We start from the raw sequence: 14,993 nt of genomic DNA on the forward strand, positions 1-14,993 counted from the left end.
CCTCAGTCGCAGTCTCGGCAGATGGGCTGCCCGTTCTTCTCCCTGGCCAGCTGGGAGCGGTGGTGCACGAGGAAGCAGCTCATGCAGGTGAACTCGTCGGCCTGCCGCGGCAGGACCCGGACGGAGAGCTCCTCGTTGGAGAGATCCGCGCCGGGCAGTTCCAGGCCCTCGGCCTGTTCGAACTCGTCGACGTCGACCGCTGAAGTCGACTTGTCGTTCCGGCGGGCCTTCAGTTCCTCAAGGCTGTCCGAATCGACGTCGTCGTCGGTCTTGCGTGGGGTGTCGTAATCCGTTGCCATGTCGCTCTCCCCCTCTGGGTGTCTGTGTGTCTCAGCGCAGGTAACGCGTGAGAGGCCGGACTTGTGCCCGACCTGAGGCGGAGATTTTGCCTCACATCAAGGTCTGTTACTCAATCGACACCCAACCGGTCTCACGAGGAGTGATCGGCTTGCGGGTGGCGAAGGGGACCGTACACGGTCCCCCGGTTGTGCCTCACGGCCGCCACCCCGTGTACTTCCCGTGATCCCTGCCCCCGGAAACCCGGACTTTACCGGCTTTCCGTTGAAGGCTTGATAACACAGAGTCGATAGGCGGGAATTCGCCTCTGTGATCGATCACACACGTTTCCACCGGGATCCATTCCCCGCAATTCCGCGCAAAGCGAACAAAGCGATCCGATGTGGATCCGGCGCCCTTCATCACTCCACGCAGTCTCTCAGACCGGGAGAGTGACCCGCATCATGAGCCCGCCGCCTTCCCTGGGTTCCGCGAAGATCCGGCCACCGTGGGCGCGGGCCACGGAGCGGGCGATCGAGAGTCCCAGGCCGACGCCCTTGTCGCTGCCCGTCCGCTCCGTACGCAGCCGCCGGAACGGCTCGAAGAGGTTGTCGATCTCGTACGCGGGAACGACGGGACCCGTGTTCGACACCACCAGGACCGCCTGGCCGGGCTGCGACTCGGTGACGACCTCCACCCATCCCCCTTCGGGGATGTTGTACCGGACGGCGTTCTGCACCAGGTTGAGGGCGATCCGCTCCAGCAGGACACCGTTGCCCTGGACCACCGCGGGCACCCGCTCCCCGCGGATCTCCACACCCTTGGTGTCCGCCTCGGAGAGGGCCTGGTCCACCGCGCGCGTGGCCACCTCGGCGAGGTCGACCGGTTTGCGCTCCACCAGCTGGTTGTCGCTGCGGGCGAGCAGCAGCAGCCCTTCCACCAGCTGCTCGCTGCGCTCGTTGGTGGCCAGCAGGGTCTTGCCGAGCTGCTGGAGCTCCATCGGCGCCCCCGGATCGGAGAGATGGACCTCCAGCAGCGTGCGGTTGATCGCCAGCGGGGTGCGCAGCTCGTGCGAGGCGTTCGCCACGAACCGCTGCTGCGCGGTGAAGGCCCGCTCCAGCCGCTCCAGCATCTCGTCGAAGGTGTCGGCCAGCTCCTTCAGCTCGTCGTCGGGGCCGTCCAGCTCGATCCGGCGCGCCAGGTCGGTGCCGACCACCCGGCGGGCCGTACGGGTGATCCGGCCCAGCGGCGAGAGCACCCGGCCCGCCATCGCGTAGCCGAAGGCGAACGCGATGACGCTCAGCCCGACGAGCGCCAGCAGCGAGCGGCTGAGCAGGTCGTCCAGCGCCTGCTGGCGCTGATGGTTCACACAGGTGTTCATCGCGACGTTGAACTGCTCGGGCGGCGCCTGGTCGGGGAAGTTGCAGACGTCGCTGCTCACCTTGCCGCTGACGATCTTGAACGGCAGCTCGCTGCCCACGTGCAGGGCCTGTGCGGCGAGCAGATAGATGATCGAGAGCAGCAGGATGCCGGCGATCAGGAACATCCCGCCGTACAGCAGCGTCAGCCTTATCCGGATGGTCGGGCGGACCCAGGGCAGGGTCTGCTCGGGACGCCTGGGGTCCCACGTGGGCTTCGGGGGCGCGGTGGGCGGCGCCGGAGTGGTGGCCACGGGCATCAGATCCGGTAGCCGGAGCCGGGTACGGTCACGATGACCGGCGGTTCACCGAGCTTGCGGCGCAGCGTCATGACCGTCACCCGTACGACGTTGGTGAACGGGTCGGTGTTCTCGTCCCACGCCTTCTCCAGCAGCTGCTCGGCCGAGACGACGGCGCCCTCGCTGCGCATCAGGACCTCCAGGACGGCGAACTCCTTGGGCGCGAGCTGGATCTCCTTGCCGTCCCGGAAGACCTCGCGCCGGTTGGGGTCGAGCTTGATCCCCGAGCGCTCCAGGACGGGCGGCAGCGGCACCGTCGTACGGCGGCCGAGCGCCCGGACCCGGGCGGTCAGCTCGCTGAAGGCGAAGGGCTTGGGAAGGTAGTCGTCGGCGCCGAGCTCAAGGCCCTCGACCCGGTCGCTGACGTCGCCGGACGCCGTGAGCATGAGGACTCTGGTGGCCATCCCCAGCTCGACGATCCGCCGGCAGACGTCGTCCCCGTGGACGACCGGGAGGTCACGGTCCAGCACCACGACGTCGTAGTCGTTGACCCCGACGCGCTCCAGCGCGGCCCCTCCGTCGTACACGACGTCCACGGCCATGGCCTCCCGGCGCAGTCCGGTGGCCACCGCATCGGCGAGCAGCTGCTCGTCCTCGACGACGAGTACGCGCACGTCGTTGTTCCTTCCTCTGGGCCCGGCACCCGTGATCAGGGCAGGCGGTAGCTGTGCATGTGCGGCCCCATCCTGCCCTTGTCGGCCATAAACCGGCGGTAAGACGATGCCGGGTGACCTGCGGCATCGGGCAGGGGAGCGATTTTCTCGGCGCCGCGAGGTTTCTCGGGGACTGACCCTGGGGAAGACGACTTCACACCCGAGATCACGCCCTGTTTGTGGCATGCCACACCTTTATCTGCCCCCAGGTAGCTGTCTTCCAGTGACAGAGGGCCCGTGATCTTCCCGCCGTCGGCACACCCCCGTGCCACTGACCCACGACGAGGGGGCGCAATGGACGCGTTCACCGCCGGGCTTCTTCAGCGCATAAAGGCCACGGAGACCGATCTGACCCATGCCCGCGAGACGGGCGACGACTTCCTCGCGGATGTCGAACAGGAAGAGCTGGAGGACCTGCGTCGGCTCGCCGCCGAGCACGGTGTGGAGGTGGGCGCCGCCAGCGGCGCCTGACCCCGACAGCCCCAGCCACGTACAGAGCCGCAGCAGACATCTACCAAGAGTTCCGACGGAGAGGGGCCCCGGCGCCGAGGGGACGGCACCGGAGCCCCTTTTCCGTGTCCCGCGCCGGGTGGCCGGCTCAGTCGTGCCAGGCGCCGTACTCCTCCAGCAGCGCCTGAAGGGGCTCGAAGACCCCTGGAGGGGCCGCTACGGCGAGTTCGAAGCCCGGGGGACCTCCTGGACGTCCGCCGGTCAGCGCGCCCGCCTCGCGGGCGATGAGGTCTCCCGCGGCGAGGTCCCAGGGGTGCAGTCCGCGCTCGTAGTAGCCGTCCAGCCGGCCCGCCGCGACATCGCACAGGTCCACGGCCGCGGAACCGCCGCGCCTGATGTCCCGGAAGCGCGGGATCAGCCGCTGGGCGATGTCCGCCTGGTGGGTGCGGACGGTGGTGACGTAGTTGAAGCCGGTGGAGACCAGCGCGCGCTCCAGCGGGGCCGCGGGACGGGCCGTGATCCGCCGGTCGCCGAGGAAGGCGCCGCCGCCGAGCACCGCCCGGAACGTCTCGCCGCGCATCGGCGCCTCGACGACGCCGACCAGGGTCTCGCCGTCCCGCTCGGCGGCGATGGAGACGGCCCAGGTGGGCAGCCCGTAGAGGTAGTTGACCGTGCCGTCCAGCGGGTCGACGATCCAGCGGACACCGCTGGTCCCCGGCGAGCTGGCGCCCTCCTCGCCGAGGAATCCGTCCTCGGGCCTGTGCTCGGCGAGAAAGCCGGTGATCAGCTTCTCGGCGGCGATGTCCATCTCGGTGACCACGTCGATGGGGCTGGACTTCGTGGCGGCCACCGCGAGGTCGTCGGGCCGGCCGTCGCGCAGCAGGGCGCCCGCCCGGCGCGCCGCCTCCAGGGCGAGGGCGAGCAGTTCCGCGGTCAGGAGTGCGTCGGTCGCGGCGGTCGCAGGGGGTGGGGTCTCGTCGGTCACGGCGGGCTCCTTCAGGCGTACGGGCTGTCGGCGCCCGCGGCGGCGGGCTTGGGGGCACGGGCCGGGCAGCAGCCGACCGGGCAGAGATCGTGGCTCGGGCCGAGCGCGCCCAGGGCGCAGCGGGCCGCCGGCCGGTCCTGTTCGGCCGCCGCGCGCTCCAGGAGGAGGTCGCGTACGGCCGCGGCGAAGCGCGGGTCAGCCCCGACCGTCGCCGAGCGGCGTACCGGCAGCCCCAGCTCGGCGGCCTTGGCGGTGGCCTCGGTGTCGAGGTCGTACAGGACCTCCATGTGGTCGGAGACGAAGCCGATGGGGGCCATGACGACGGCGGGGACGCCCTCGCCGTGCAGCTCCTCCAGGTGGTCGCAGATGTCCGGCTCCAGCCAGGGGATGTGCGGGGCGCCGCTGCGCGACTGGTAGACGAGGCGCCAGGGGTGCTCGACGCCGGTCTCCGCGCGGACCCGGTCCACGATCACCCGGGCCACGTCGAGGTGCTGGGCCACATAGGCGCCGCCGTCGCCGTGGTCCCCGACCGGGCCCGAGGTGTCGGCCGCCGCGTCGGGGATGGAGTGGGTGGTGAAGGCGAGGTGCGCCCCGGCCCGTACGTCCTCGGGCAGTTCGGCGAGCGAGGCGAGCACGCCGTCGACCATGGGGCCGACGAAGCCGGGGTGGTTGAAGTAGTGGCGCAGCTTGTCGACGCGGGGCGGTTCGACGCCCTCCTCGGCGAGGGTGGCGAGCGCGCCCGCGAGGTCCTCCCGGTACTGGCGGCAGCCGGAGTAGGAGGCGTAGGCGCTGGTCGCGAGGACCGCGATACGGCGCCGGCCGTCCGCGGCCATCTCCCGCAGGGTGTCGGTCAGATACGGGGCCCAGTTGCGGTTGCCCCAGTAGACCGGCAGCTCCACGCCGTGCTCGGCGAAGTCCTTGCGCAGCGCGTCCAGCAGGGCGCGGTTCTGCTCGTTGATCGGGCTGACCCCGCCGAAGAGGAAGTAGTGCTGCCCCACTTCCTTGAGCCGCTCCTCGGGGATGCCGCGGCCCCGGGTGACGTTCCGGAGGAACGGGACGACGTCGTCCGGTCCCTCGGGGCCTCCGAAGGAGAGCAGGAGCAGGGCGTCGTAGGGGGAATGGGCGAGCTGTTCGGGCATGTTTCCGATCCTGCCATCCGCTGTGCCGCGCCGGACGGCAACCCCACGGCCGGGGCCGGCGGCCGGGTTCGGCCGCCCGTCGGAGGGCCGAGAAAATCGGTTCGCCCCGCCGGACCGGGAACGTAAGCTGTCGCGGCCATATTCATTCCTTACCGGAGCGTCCGTTGCCCAGTTCCTACCGTGCGCTCTTCGCCACCCCCGGCACCCGGGGATTCACCACCGCCGGCCTCCTCGGCCGGCTGCCCCTGGCCATGGTGGGCATCGGCGTCGTCACGATGATCTCCCAGCTGACCGGGCGGTACGGGCTCGCCGGGGCGGTCGCCGCGGCGCTCGCGCTGTCGGCCGCCGCGCTCGGCCCGCAGATCTCCCGGCTCGTCGACCGGCACGGCCAGGCCCGGGTGCTCCGCCCGGCGACGCTCGTCTCGGTCGCGGCCGTCATGGGGCTGCTGCTCTGCGCCCAGCTCGGCGCGCCCGACTGGACGCTCTTCGTCTTCGCGGCGGGCGCGGGCGGCATGCCGAGCGTGGGGGCGATGGTGCGGGCGCGCTGGGCGGTGATCCACCGGGGCTCGCCGGACGCGCTGCACACCGCGTACGCCTGGGAGTCGATCGTCGACGAGCTGTGCTTCATCGTCGGCCCGATCCTCTCCATCGGTCTGTCGACGGCCTGGTTCCCGGCCGCGGGCCCGCTGCTTGCGGCCGTGTTCCTGCTGGCCGGGGTCGTCTGGCTGACGGCGCAGCGCGCCACCGAGCCCGTACCGGAGCCGCGCGAGAAGCACGCCGGCGGTTCGGCGCTGCGCTCCCCCGGGCTGCGGGTGCTGACGGCGACCTTCGTGGCGACCGGGGCGATCTTCGGGGCGGTCGACGTGGTGACGGTCGCCTTCGCCGAGGAGCGGGGCCACAAGGCGGCGGCGAGCCTGGTGCTTGCGGTCTACGCGCTCGGTTCCTGTCTGGCGGGCGCGGTGTTCGGCCTGCTGCGTCCCACGGGACCGGCCGCCCGGCGGTGGCTGCTGGGTGTCTGCGCGATGGCCGTGAGTATGATCCCCCTCCAACTGGCCGGGAACCTGCCGTTCTTGGCCGTGGCGCTCTTTGTCGCGGGCCTCGCCATCGCACCCACGATGGTGACCACCATGGCCCTCGTCGAAGCGCACGTACCCCGCACCAAGCTGACCGAGGGCATGACCTGGACCAGTACCGGGCTCGCGGTGGGCGTGGCGCTCGGCTCGTCGGCCGCCGGCTGGGTGGTGGACGCGGCCGGGGCCCGGGCGGGGTACGCGGTGCCCGTCGCGGCGGGCGCGGTCGCGGCCGTGGTGGCGTTCCTGGGGTATCGCCGGCTGCGCGGGCCGGTACCGATTCGGGGAGGGCACGGGGCGGATGACCGGGAACCGGACAGGCACGACGACCAGGAGCACGTGGCGTAACAGCGGTACGTGGCGTAACTGGGCGGGGACGGTCACCGCCGAACCGGCGCGCATGGTCTCCCCCGCCTCCGTGGCGGAGGTGGCCGCCGCGGTCCGCGCGGCGGCCGAGGACGGGCTGCGGGTGAAGGCCGTCGGCACGGGCCACTCCTTCACCTCGGCCGCCGCGACCGACGGGGTGCTGATACGGCCCGATCTGCTGACCGGCATCCAGCGGATCGACCGCGCCGCAGGCACGGTCACGGTGGCGGCCGGCACCCCGCTCAAGCGGCTGAACGCCGCGCTGGCCCGAGAGGGTCTGTCGCTCACCAACATGGGCGACATCACGGAGCAGACCGTGGCGGGCGCGACCTCCACCGGTACGCACGGCACCGGGCGTGACTCGGCCTCGATAGCCGCCCAGATCCGTGCCCTGGAGCTGGTCACGGCGGACGGCTCGGTGCTGAGCTGCTCGGCGGAGGAGAATCCGGAGGTCTTCGCCGCCGCCAGAATCGGGCTCGGCGCGCTGGGGGTGGTGACCGCGATCACCTTCGCGGTGGAGCCGGTCTTCCTGCTGACGGCCCGCGAGGAACCGATGACGTTCGACCGGGTCACGGCCGAGTTCGATCAGCACGTCGCCGAGAACGAGCACTTCGAGTTCTACTGGTTTCCGCACACCGGCAACTGCAACACCAAGCGCAACAACCGCAGCGCCGGTCCCGCAGCGCCGCCCGGCCGGGTCGGCGGCTGGATCGAGGACGAGCTCCTGTCCAACGGCGCCTTCCAGGTGGCCTGTTCGCTGGGCCGGGCGGTGCCCGCGACCATCCCGGCGCTGGCCAGGGTCTCCAGCCGGGCGCTCTCGGCCCGTACGTACACGGACATCCCGCACAAGGTCTTCACCTCGCCGCGCCGGGTGCGCTTCGTGGAGATGGAGTACGCGCTGCCCCGGGAGGCCGTGGTCGGCGCGCTGCGCGAGGTCAGGGCGATGGTCGAGCGCTCCCCGCTGAAGATCAGCTTCCCGGCGGAGATCCGTACGGCCCCCGCCGACGACATCGCGCTCTCCACCGCCTCGGGCCGGGAGACCGCGTACATCGCGGTGCATCTGTACCGGGGGACGCCGCACCGCTCGTACTTCACGGCGGTGGAGCGGATCATGACCGCGCACGGCGGCCGGCCGCACTGGGGGAAGATCCACACCAGGGACGCGGCGTATCTGGCCGAGGCGTATCCGCGCTTCGGCGAGTTCACGGCGCTGCGGGACCGGCTGGACCCGGACCGGCTGTTCGGCAACGACTATCTGCGGCGCGTGCTCGGGGACTGACGGCCCGGCTACCGGCCGGTCGTGTCCGTGGCGCCGGCGGTGCCGGAGCCCGCGTCCGGGGAGCTGGAACCGCCGGTGACGTCCGCGCTGCCGGAGGAGGTCGGTTCCGGCGTCGGGGTCGTACCGGACGAAGACGAACCGGAGCCGTCGGTGGAGTCCGGCGCGGTGGTGGACGGGGACGCCGACGGCGACGCGTCGGGCGAGGCGCCGGAGTCCGTACCGTCCGAGCCCGAGCCCGACTCCGTACCGGTGTCCGTCGAGGCCGGGGCCGAGGGGGTCGTGGACGGGGTGGTGCGGTGGTGGCCGCCGCTGACGGCGTATCCGACGGTCGTCCCCGTGCCGCCGTCGAGGTTCTGACCGGAGATCAGCTCGAAACCGGTGATCCCGAGCATCGCGACCAGGAAGACCACGCCGGCCGCGATCACCGGGCGCCGCGGGCCCCGGGCACGCGCGCGGTGCGTGGTGGCCGGACCGAACGCGTCGCCGGGGAGGTCCCCAGGCGCGGGGGCCGCCGCCCCGGGCCGCTCCGGCGGTACGGGCACCTGGCGCCCGCCCGGCCGCACGGCCTGTTCCGTGACGACCTTGAGCTGCTCACCGGTGCGCCGGAACAGATGGGAGAAGACCGATCCGCCGCAGGTCGCGACCACGCTCACCACGCCGGCGCCGATGATCGTGCCGTACACGCCGAGCCGGGAGGCCAGCACCGCCGCGGCGACCGCGGCGAGCGCGCTGCCCGCGACCTGCGGCACGCTCAGTTCGAGCTTCCGCGTCTTCTGCTCGCCCTGTTCCTGTTCCCGCACCATCCGCCGTCCCTGTCTGCCCTGTCTGCACATCTGTCCCTCTGTCCCGCCTTGCACCAAGAAGAGACAACTGAGCGAAACCGATAGTTCCGTTTTCGGGGATTCTGTGAAGCAGGACACCCGCCGGAAGCGGTCCCCGCGGTTCAACTCCCCAGCGCGCAGAGAACTTGGACGGCGCGGCGGTCCACCCACATGGCCCGAATGGAGTACTGTGGCGAGCCCTGGGGCCGGACTCCCTCGCGGGCGTCCGGGACAACGGAAAGGGGCCGAAGGTGGCACTCGATCCAGCGGCGCCGCGGCACCGCACGGGCGCCTGCCCCACAGAGTGACGGGTATTGTCACCCTGCGTCGGCAAACAGGTAACCGTGTCATCGGCGTTCCGGGGCACATGCCCGACACGCCGGGCAGCAGGAAAGGTTGTGGCAGGCTGCACCCGGGCAGGCCACACTCGACTAGCGGAAGCAGCGACGCACGTGACGTCGGCAGGCACCACCCGGGAGGTTCCCATGCCCGAACTGCGTGTCGTGGCCGTCTCGAACGACGGCACACGACTGGTGCTCAAGGCTGCCGACAGCACGGAATACACGCTTCCGATCGACGAGCGGCTGCGTGCGGCCGTACGCAATGACCGAGCCAGGCTCGGTCAGATCGAGATCGAGGTGGAGAGCCACCTCAGGCCCCGTGACATCCAGGCGCGGATACGAGCAGGTGCCTCGGCCGAGGAGGTCGCCCAGCACGCCGGTATCCCGGTGGACCGGGTCCGCCGCTTCGAGGGGCCGGTGCTCGCGGAGCGCGCCTTCATGGCGGAGCGGGCCAGGAAGACCGCCGTGCGCCGGCCGGGCGAGAACACCGGACCCCAGCTCGGCGAGGCCGTGCAGGAGCGGCTGACGCTGCGCGGCGCCGACAAGGAGACCGTCCAGTGGGACTCCTGGCGGCGCGACGACGGCACCTGGGAGGTGCTGCTCGTCTATCTGGTCGCGGGTGAGCCGCACTCGGCGAGCTGGACGTACGACCCGCCCCGGCGGCTCGTGCAGGCCGTCGACGACGAGGCGCGCGCGCTGATCGGTGACACGGACGACACGGTCGCCACGAAGGAGCCGAGCTTCCCCTTCGTGCCGAGGATCGCGCGGCTGCCGCGCGACCGGGGGATGGACCGCGGCCTCGACCGGCCGATGGACCGTCCCGGCTCCGGCGACCCCGACGAGCCGAACGAGCGGGACTCGCTGACCAGCCTGCTGGAGGCGGTGCCGAGCTTCCGCGGCGACATGGTGGTGCCCGAGCGCCCGTCGGCCGAGCCCGCGGACACGGACGAGGACGAGGATCCGGATCTCGACGAGGAGCCGGTGGCCCCGGCCGCCTCGGCGGGCGCGGGTTCCGCGTACGCGGACGTCCTGATGCCCCGTTCGGTGGCCGGTCACCGCGACCGGCTCACCGGCACGACGGACCGCCAGGCGGAGGCGGACGGCGTACGGCCGGGCCGCCGGGCGGCGGTGCCCAGCTGGGACGAGATCGTGTTCGGCACGCGCCGGAAGAAGCAGGACTGACGGAGGCCCGGTGGGCGCCCCGACGGGCCCGCCCGGTCCCCCTGCCGGTCCGCCCGGCGTGTGTCCGCGCCATCTCCACAGAATCAGCACGTACTTGAGTACGTAATCCGAGGGGCCCGTACTCACCGGTCCGGCGTACGGGCCCCAGGGCCTCTCGTTCGGCTCTCGTTCAGCCCGTCCGTCGCCCGGTCAGAGCGGGTCGGGGCCCGTGGCCACCGGGCGGGACTCGTCCGCCGACCACTCGGACCAGGAGCCCGCGTACAGCGCCGCCGGGATGCCCGCGATCTCCAGGGCGAGCACCTCGTGGGCGCCGGAGACACCGGAGCCGCAGTAGACGCCCACGCCGCCCGCGGTGTCGGGGGTGGCGCCCAGTTCCTTGAAGCGGGCGGCGAGCGTCTCGGCGGGGAGGAAGGCGGCGTTTTCGGCCACGTTCTCCGTGGTGGGCGCGGACACCGCGCCCGGGATGTGGCCGCCGACGCGGTCGATCGGTTCGACGTCGCCGCGGTAGCGCTCGGCCGCCCGCGCGTCCAGCAGCAGGCCGTCCCGTGCCAGCGCCGCCGCGCCGTCCGCGTCCAGCAGGGGCAGCGCGCCGGGCACCGGGGCGAAGTCGCCCTCGGCGGGGGCCGGTACCTCGGTGGTGAGCGGTCCCGTCCAGGCGGCTAGACCGCCGTCCAGCACGCGGACGTCCGCGTGGCCGGTCCAGCGCAGCAGCCACCAGGCGCGGGCCGCGGCCCAGCCCTGGCCGCCGTCGTACACGACCACCGGGGTGTCCCGGGAGACGCCGGCCCGGCGCATCACGGCGCCGAAGGCCGCCGGCTCGGGCAGCGGATGCCGGCCGCCCGCGCCGGCCGGACCCGCCAGTTCGGTGTCGAGGTCGATGTAGACGGCGCCGGCCAGATGGCCCGCCAGATACTCCGGCCGGCCCGAAGGACCGCCCAGTCGCCAGCGGACGTCGAGGAGTAGGGGCGGGCGCGGGCCGGCCGACTCGCCGGAGAGTTCGGCTGAGGTGATGATGGCTGTCATGGACGTCATCCTCCCGTACCGCCCGCTCGCCGTGTGACCACGGAGAAACGGACGGTAAACAGCGGATCGAGATCCCGCCAAGAGCGGCGCGGCCCCGGAGCGCCCGACGGCGGCGGGTGCGAGCATCTGCTCGGGCACCGCGGGTCGTTGTCACCACCGCCACCCGCGCGTTCCCGACTGTTCACGACCGCTCACATCTACTTCCGTCTGTTTTCCGTCCGTTTCCGACCGGCCCCGTACGGCCGGCAGAGGTCCGAGGAGAGAGTGACGATGACCGAGGCTGCGATCCGGCGTACGCCCGGCACACCCTGCTGGGTGAGTCTGATGGTGCACGGCCTCACCGCGACCGAGGAGTTCTACCACGCGCTGTTCGGCTGGGAGTTCACGCCGGGACCGCAGCAGCTCGGACCGTACGTCCGCGGCCTGCTCGACGGCCGGGAGATCGCCGGGATCGGCCAGCTGCCGCCCGACCGTCATCTGCCGATCGCCTGGATGACCTATCTGGCGACGGACGACGCCGATGTGACGGCGGAGACGATCAGAAGCTGCGGCGGTACGGTCGGGGTCGGTCCGCTCGACGCGGCCGAGGCGGGCCGGATGGCCATAGCCGCGGACCCGGCGGGGTCGGTCTTCGGGATCTGGCAGGCGGCGGCGCACACCGGGACTGCGGTGGCCGGCGCGCACGGCACACCCGTCTGGAACGAGCTGATCACGCGCGAGACCTCCACGGTCGGCACGTTCTACGAGACGCTCTTCGGCTACGACGTGGAGGCTACGACCTCCGCCGACTTCGACTTTCGGACGCTGCGGCTGGAGGGGCGTCCCGTCGCCTCGCTGCACGGCCTGGGCCGGGCGCTCGACCGCGACCGCGGCTCGCACTGGATGACGTACTTCGAGGTGGCCGACACGGACGCGGCTGCGCGGCTGGTGACCGAGCTGGGCGGCCAGGTGATCCGGCAGCCGCGCGAGGGCGCGACGGGCCGGCTCGCGACGGTCGCGGACCCGGAGGGCGCGGTCTTCACGATCGTCCAGTCGGACCCGGTGGTCTGAGAAGCGGCTTCTGCGTCCGGCCCGGTCCTCCAGGCGGGCGGACCGGCGGACCGGTAGCCCGGTGGCTCGGTCAGCCGGTCGCGACCGGGAGTACGTCCGGGGAGAGGGCCGCGGCGCGGGCCGCCGCGGCCGTCATCTCGCGCCGGTGGTGGCGCCGGCACAGCACCTCGTAGCCCACCTCGGCCGACGACTGGTTCACATCGCCCACCACGACCTGAGTGCCCTCGACGACCATGACGCCGTCCACCGTACGGGCGTTGTGCGTGGCCCGCGCGCCGCACCAGCACAACGCCTCGACCTGGAGGGTCTCTATGCGGTCGGCCAGTTCGATGAGCCGCTGGGAGCCGGGGAAGAGCTTCGTACGGAAGTCGGTCGTGATGCCGAAGGCGAACACGTCCAGATTCAGGTCGTCGACGACCCGGGCGAGCTGGTCGATCTGGCCGGGCGACAGGAACTGCGCCTCGTCCACGATGACGTAGTCCACCCGGCCCCCCTCGGAGAGGAGGCCCACGAGATGGGCGTAGACGTCCATGCCCTCGTGCGCCTCCACCGCGTTCGTGACCAGCCCGAGGCGGGAGGAGAGCTTGCCCTCGCCCGCCCGGTCGTCCCGGGTGAAGATCACCCCTTGCAGCCCCCGTGCCGACCGGTTGTGGCCGATCTGCAGGGCCAGGGTGCTCTTTCCGCAGTCCATGGTTCCGGAGAAGAACACCAGCTCTGGCATGACGGGGTGAGGGCCTTTCAGGTGGGTGGTCGCCGAACGGGAGGGACGCGACGGGTTACGAGCGTACTTCCAGCAGCGGAACGAGCTGTTCGACGGGGGTCATCGAGCCGTGCATCCCGACCATCGCGGACTCGTGCGGCTCCCGTACGGAGGCGGTGACGACCACGTCGTCGTGGGCCGCGGCGACGACATCGCCGATCCGCCCGTACACCCGCTCGTCCACCGTGCCCGGCGGGCCGAACCAGCCCGTGGCGAGGGCCTCGTCGCGGCTCGCCACCCAGAACCGGTCACCGAGCACCTCGCGCCAGACGGTGAGGACATCGCTCTCGGCGCCGGGCACGGCGTAGATGTGCCGGGCCCTGCCCTCGCCGCCGAGCAGGGCGACGCCGGCCCGCAGCTCCCAGTCCTCGTCGAAGTCGATGCGCGACTCCTCGTCGAAGGGGATGTCGATCATGCCGTGGTCGGCGGTGACGTAGAGGGCGCTGCGCGGCGGCAGCTGCTCGGCGAGGCGCTGGACGAGCCGGTCGACGTACATCAGCTGGCCGCGCCAGGCGTCGGAGTCGACGCCGAAGCGGTGGCCCTTGCCGTCGACCTCGCTGTAGTACGTGTAGACCAGGGACCGGTCCCCCGCGCCGAGTTGCTCGGCGGCGAGATCCATCCGGTCCTCGCCGGAGAGCCGGCCGAAGAAGGTGCCGCCGCTGAGGGCGATCTTGGTGAGCGGGGTGTGCTGGAAGGCCGGCGCCGACACCTGGGCGGTGTGCACGCCCGCCGCCTCGGCGAGCTGGAAGACGGTCGGATACGGCTGCCACACGTGCGGGTCGGTCCAGGGCTGCCAGCGCAGCTGGTTCATCAGCGCGCCGGTCGCGGGGTCGCGGACGGTGTAGCCGGGCAGCCCGTGCCGGGCCGGGGGCAGCCCCGTACCGACCGAGGCGAGCGAGGTCGCGGTGGTGGCGGGGAAGCCGGCGGTGAGCGGGCGGCCGGTGTTGCCGCGCGACGTACCGAGCAGCGAGGTCAGATAGGGCGCCTCGGCCGGATGGGCCTTGATCTGCTCCCAGCCGAGACCGTCGATCAGAAAGACGCAGTTCCGGTCGGCGGGCGTCAGTTCGGTGATGCCCGCGGTCAGATCCGGTACGCCCTGACCGGCCGCGAGGGTGGGCAGCAGATCGGCGAGCGAACCGCTGCCGTACTCGGGGAGGGGCGCGGTGGTGAGGTCGAGCGGGACGGGGTCCTGCCAGAGGGGCTGGGCGGCCATCAGCGGCCGGCCGCCGCGGTGGCGGCAGTGGCCTCGGAGAGTGCCTGCGCGAAGGCGAGGGCCTGGCGGACGGTGTCCGGGCCGTCGCCGGCCTCGCTGACCCGCAGGCTCAGATCGTCGGCGGTGGAGCTGCCGGTGTAGCCGTGGTCGGCCTCGCAGTTGGGATCGCCGCAGGCGGCCGGCTCCAGATCGATCCGGGAGACGGCGCCCCACCCGATGGTGAGCACGACCTCGCGCGGCAGCGTGCCGGGCTTGTACGACTCGGGGTTGGCGACCACGCGGCTGACCACGACCGACGAGATCCGATCGATCTTGACCGATTCGGTGGAAGTGGTGGCATAGGGGGTCGGGGAGCTGGAGTCGGCGGCCTGCTCGTCGGTGTGGCTGACGATGAAGCGGTGTGCCGTCAGCACAAGGACGGTGACATGACGGCGTACCTCGTTGGCGTCGAAAGTGGTCTCCTGGTGCACCACGTACGACGTGATCGGCTCGCCACCGACAGCGGCCTCCACCGCCTCGGCCACGAGAGCCGGGTAGTAGCCGCTGCGCTCGATCGCCGTGCGCAGCCCCTGGGTCGTCGTACCGGTCTTCGCCATGGGAGCCATCCTACGGTGGCGGGATGGCTGCCGGTCACGCCCGTGCGGGACGTTCCCGGGCGGCCGTCGGGC

At 72.0% G+C, this 14,993-nt stretch carries 15 protein-coding genes; 5 read left to right on the forward strand and 10 right to left on the reverse strand.

Going from position 1 to position 14,993, the window contains the following annotated elements; translation table 11 throughout:
• Window positions 1-2: 2 nt before the first annotated feature.
• The 3 genes from AB0389_RS06570 to AB0389_RS06580 form a co-directional block, all read right to left on the reverse strand.
• Window positions 3-299 carry a DUF4193 domain-containing protein gene (locus tag AB0389_RS06570; protein WP_114662768.1) on the reverse strand — a complete coding sequence of 99 codons (297 nt, stop codon included), beginning with the start codon at window positions 297-299 and terminating at the stop codon, window positions 3-5.
• Between the two features lie 416 nt (window positions 300-715).
• Window positions 716-1,948 (reverse strand): HAMP domain-containing sensor histidine kinase, encoded by a 1,233-nt coding sequence (locus tag AB0389_RS06575; protein WP_366394208.1) that lies wholly within the window; start codon window positions 1,946-1,948, stop codon window positions 716-718.
• Window positions 1,949-1,953: 5 nt separating this feature from the next.
• Complete coding sequence (locus AB0389_RS06580) at window positions 1,954-2,607, reverse strand: response regulator transcription factor (protein WP_114662766.1); 654 nt, start codon at window positions 2,605-2,607, stop codon at window positions 1,954-1,956.
• 333 nt (window positions 2,608-2,940) lie between these two features.
• Between AB0389_RS06580 and AB0389_RS06585 the strand changes: the two genes are divergently transcribed.
• Window positions 2,941-3,117, forward strand: coding sequence for a hypothetical protein (locus AB0389_RS06585; protein ID WP_199566112.1), 177 nt, complete (start codon window positions 2,941-2,943; stop codon window positions 3,115-3,117).
• A gap of 127 nt (window positions 3,118-3,244) precedes the next feature.
• Here AB0389_RS06585 and AB0389_RS06590 read toward each other — a convergent pair whose 3' ends face one another.
• Window positions 3,245-4,081 carry an inositol monophosphatase family protein gene (locus AB0389_RS06590; protein WP_366394209.1) on the reverse strand — a complete coding sequence of 279 codons (837 nt, stop codon included), beginning with the start codon at window positions 4,079-4,081 and terminating at the stop codon, window positions 3,245-3,247.
• An 11-nt stretch (window positions 4,082-4,092) separates the two neighbouring features.
• A complete protein-coding gene (locus AB0389_RS06595; RefSeq protein ID WP_366394210.1) occupies window positions 4,093-5,220 on the reverse strand; it encodes a ferrochelatase in 1,128 nt (375 codons plus the stop codon).
• A 164-nt stretch (window positions 5,221-5,384) separates the two neighbouring features.
• Between AB0389_RS06595 and AB0389_RS06600 the strand changes: the two genes are divergently transcribed.
• Together AB0389_RS06600 and AB0389_RS06605 are read left to right on the forward strand one after the other, a co-directional pair.
• A complete protein-coding gene (locus AB0389_RS06600) occupies window positions 5,385-6,638 on the forward strand; it encodes an MFS transporter (RefSeq protein ID WP_366394211.1) in 1,254 nt (417 codons plus the stop codon).
• Complete coding sequence (locus AB0389_RS06605) at window positions 6,592-7,935, forward strand: D-arabinono-1,4-lactone oxidase (protein WP_366394212.1); 1,344 nt, start codon at window positions 6,592-6,594, stop codon at window positions 7,933-7,935. Before AB0389_RS06600 ends, AB0389_RS06605 begins: the two co-directional genes overlap by 47 nt.
• A gap of 8 nt (window positions 7,936-7,943) precedes the next feature.
• Here AB0389_RS06605 and AB0389_RS06610 read toward each other — a convergent pair whose 3' ends face one another.
• Window positions 7,944-8,738, reverse strand: coding sequence for a hypothetical protein (locus tag AB0389_RS06610; protein ID WP_366394213.1), 795 nt, complete (start codon window positions 8,736-8,738; stop codon window positions 7,944-7,946).
• Window positions 8,739-9,208: 470 nt separating this feature from the next.
• Between AB0389_RS06610 and sepH the strand changes: the two genes are divergently transcribed.
• Window positions 9,209-10,279 carry a septation protein SepH gene (gene sepH, locus AB0389_RS06615; protein WP_366394214.1) on the forward strand — a complete coding sequence of 357 codons (1,071 nt, stop codon included), beginning with the start codon at window positions 9,209-9,211 and terminating at the stop codon, window positions 10,277-10,279.
• A gap of 189 nt (window positions 10,280-10,468) precedes the next feature.
• Here sepH and AB0389_RS06620 read toward each other — a convergent pair whose 3' ends face one another.
• On the reverse strand, window positions 10,469-11,302 hold the full coding sequence (locus AB0389_RS06620) for a sulfurtransferase (RefSeq protein ID WP_366394215.1): 834 nt from the start codon (window positions 11,300-11,302) through the stop codon (window positions 10,469-10,471).
• 270 nt (window positions 11,303-11,572) lie between these two features.
• Here AB0389_RS06620 and AB0389_RS06625 point away from each other — a divergent pair, with 270 nt between their 5' ends.
• Window positions 11,573-12,352 (forward strand): VOC family protein, encoded by a 780-nt coding sequence (locus AB0389_RS06625; RefSeq protein ID WP_366394216.1) that lies wholly within the window; start codon window positions 11,573-11,575, stop codon window positions 12,350-12,352.
• A 70-nt stretch (window positions 12,353-12,422) separates the two neighbouring features.
• On the opposite strand, the gene AB0389_RS06630 is transcribed toward AB0389_RS06625, so the two are convergent.
• Genes AB0389_RS06630 through AB0389_RS06640 form a run of 3 tightly spaced genes read right to left on the reverse strand, consistent with a single transcriptional unit; the run spans window position 12,423 to window position 14,921 of the window.
• Entirely contained in the window at window positions 12,423-13,073 is a 651-nt protein-coding gene (locus AB0389_RS06630) for a thymidine kinase (RefSeq protein ID WP_366394217.1), read from the reverse strand.
• 55 nt (window positions 13,074-13,128) lie between these two features.
• A complete protein-coding gene (locus AB0389_RS06635; protein WP_366394218.1) occupies window positions 13,129-14,325 on the reverse strand; it encodes a nucleotide pyrophosphatase/phosphodiesterase family protein in 1,197 nt (398 codons plus the stop codon).
• Window positions 14,325-14,921 (reverse strand): DUF5998 family protein, encoded by a 597-nt coding sequence (locus tag AB0389_RS06640; RefSeq protein ID WP_114621663.1) that lies wholly within the window; start codon window positions 14,919-14,921, stop codon window positions 14,325-14,327. The genes AB0389_RS06635 and AB0389_RS06640 overlap by 1 nt, the downstream gene beginning before the upstream one ends.
• Between the last annotated feature and the right edge of the window lie 72 nt (window positions 14,922-14,993).

The sequence above is a fragment of the Streptomyces sp. NPDC093109 genome, from assembly GCF_040701725.1.
Taxonomy (GTDB): domain Bacteria; phylum Actinomycetota; class Actinomycetes; order Streptomycetales; family Streptomycetaceae; genus Streptomyces.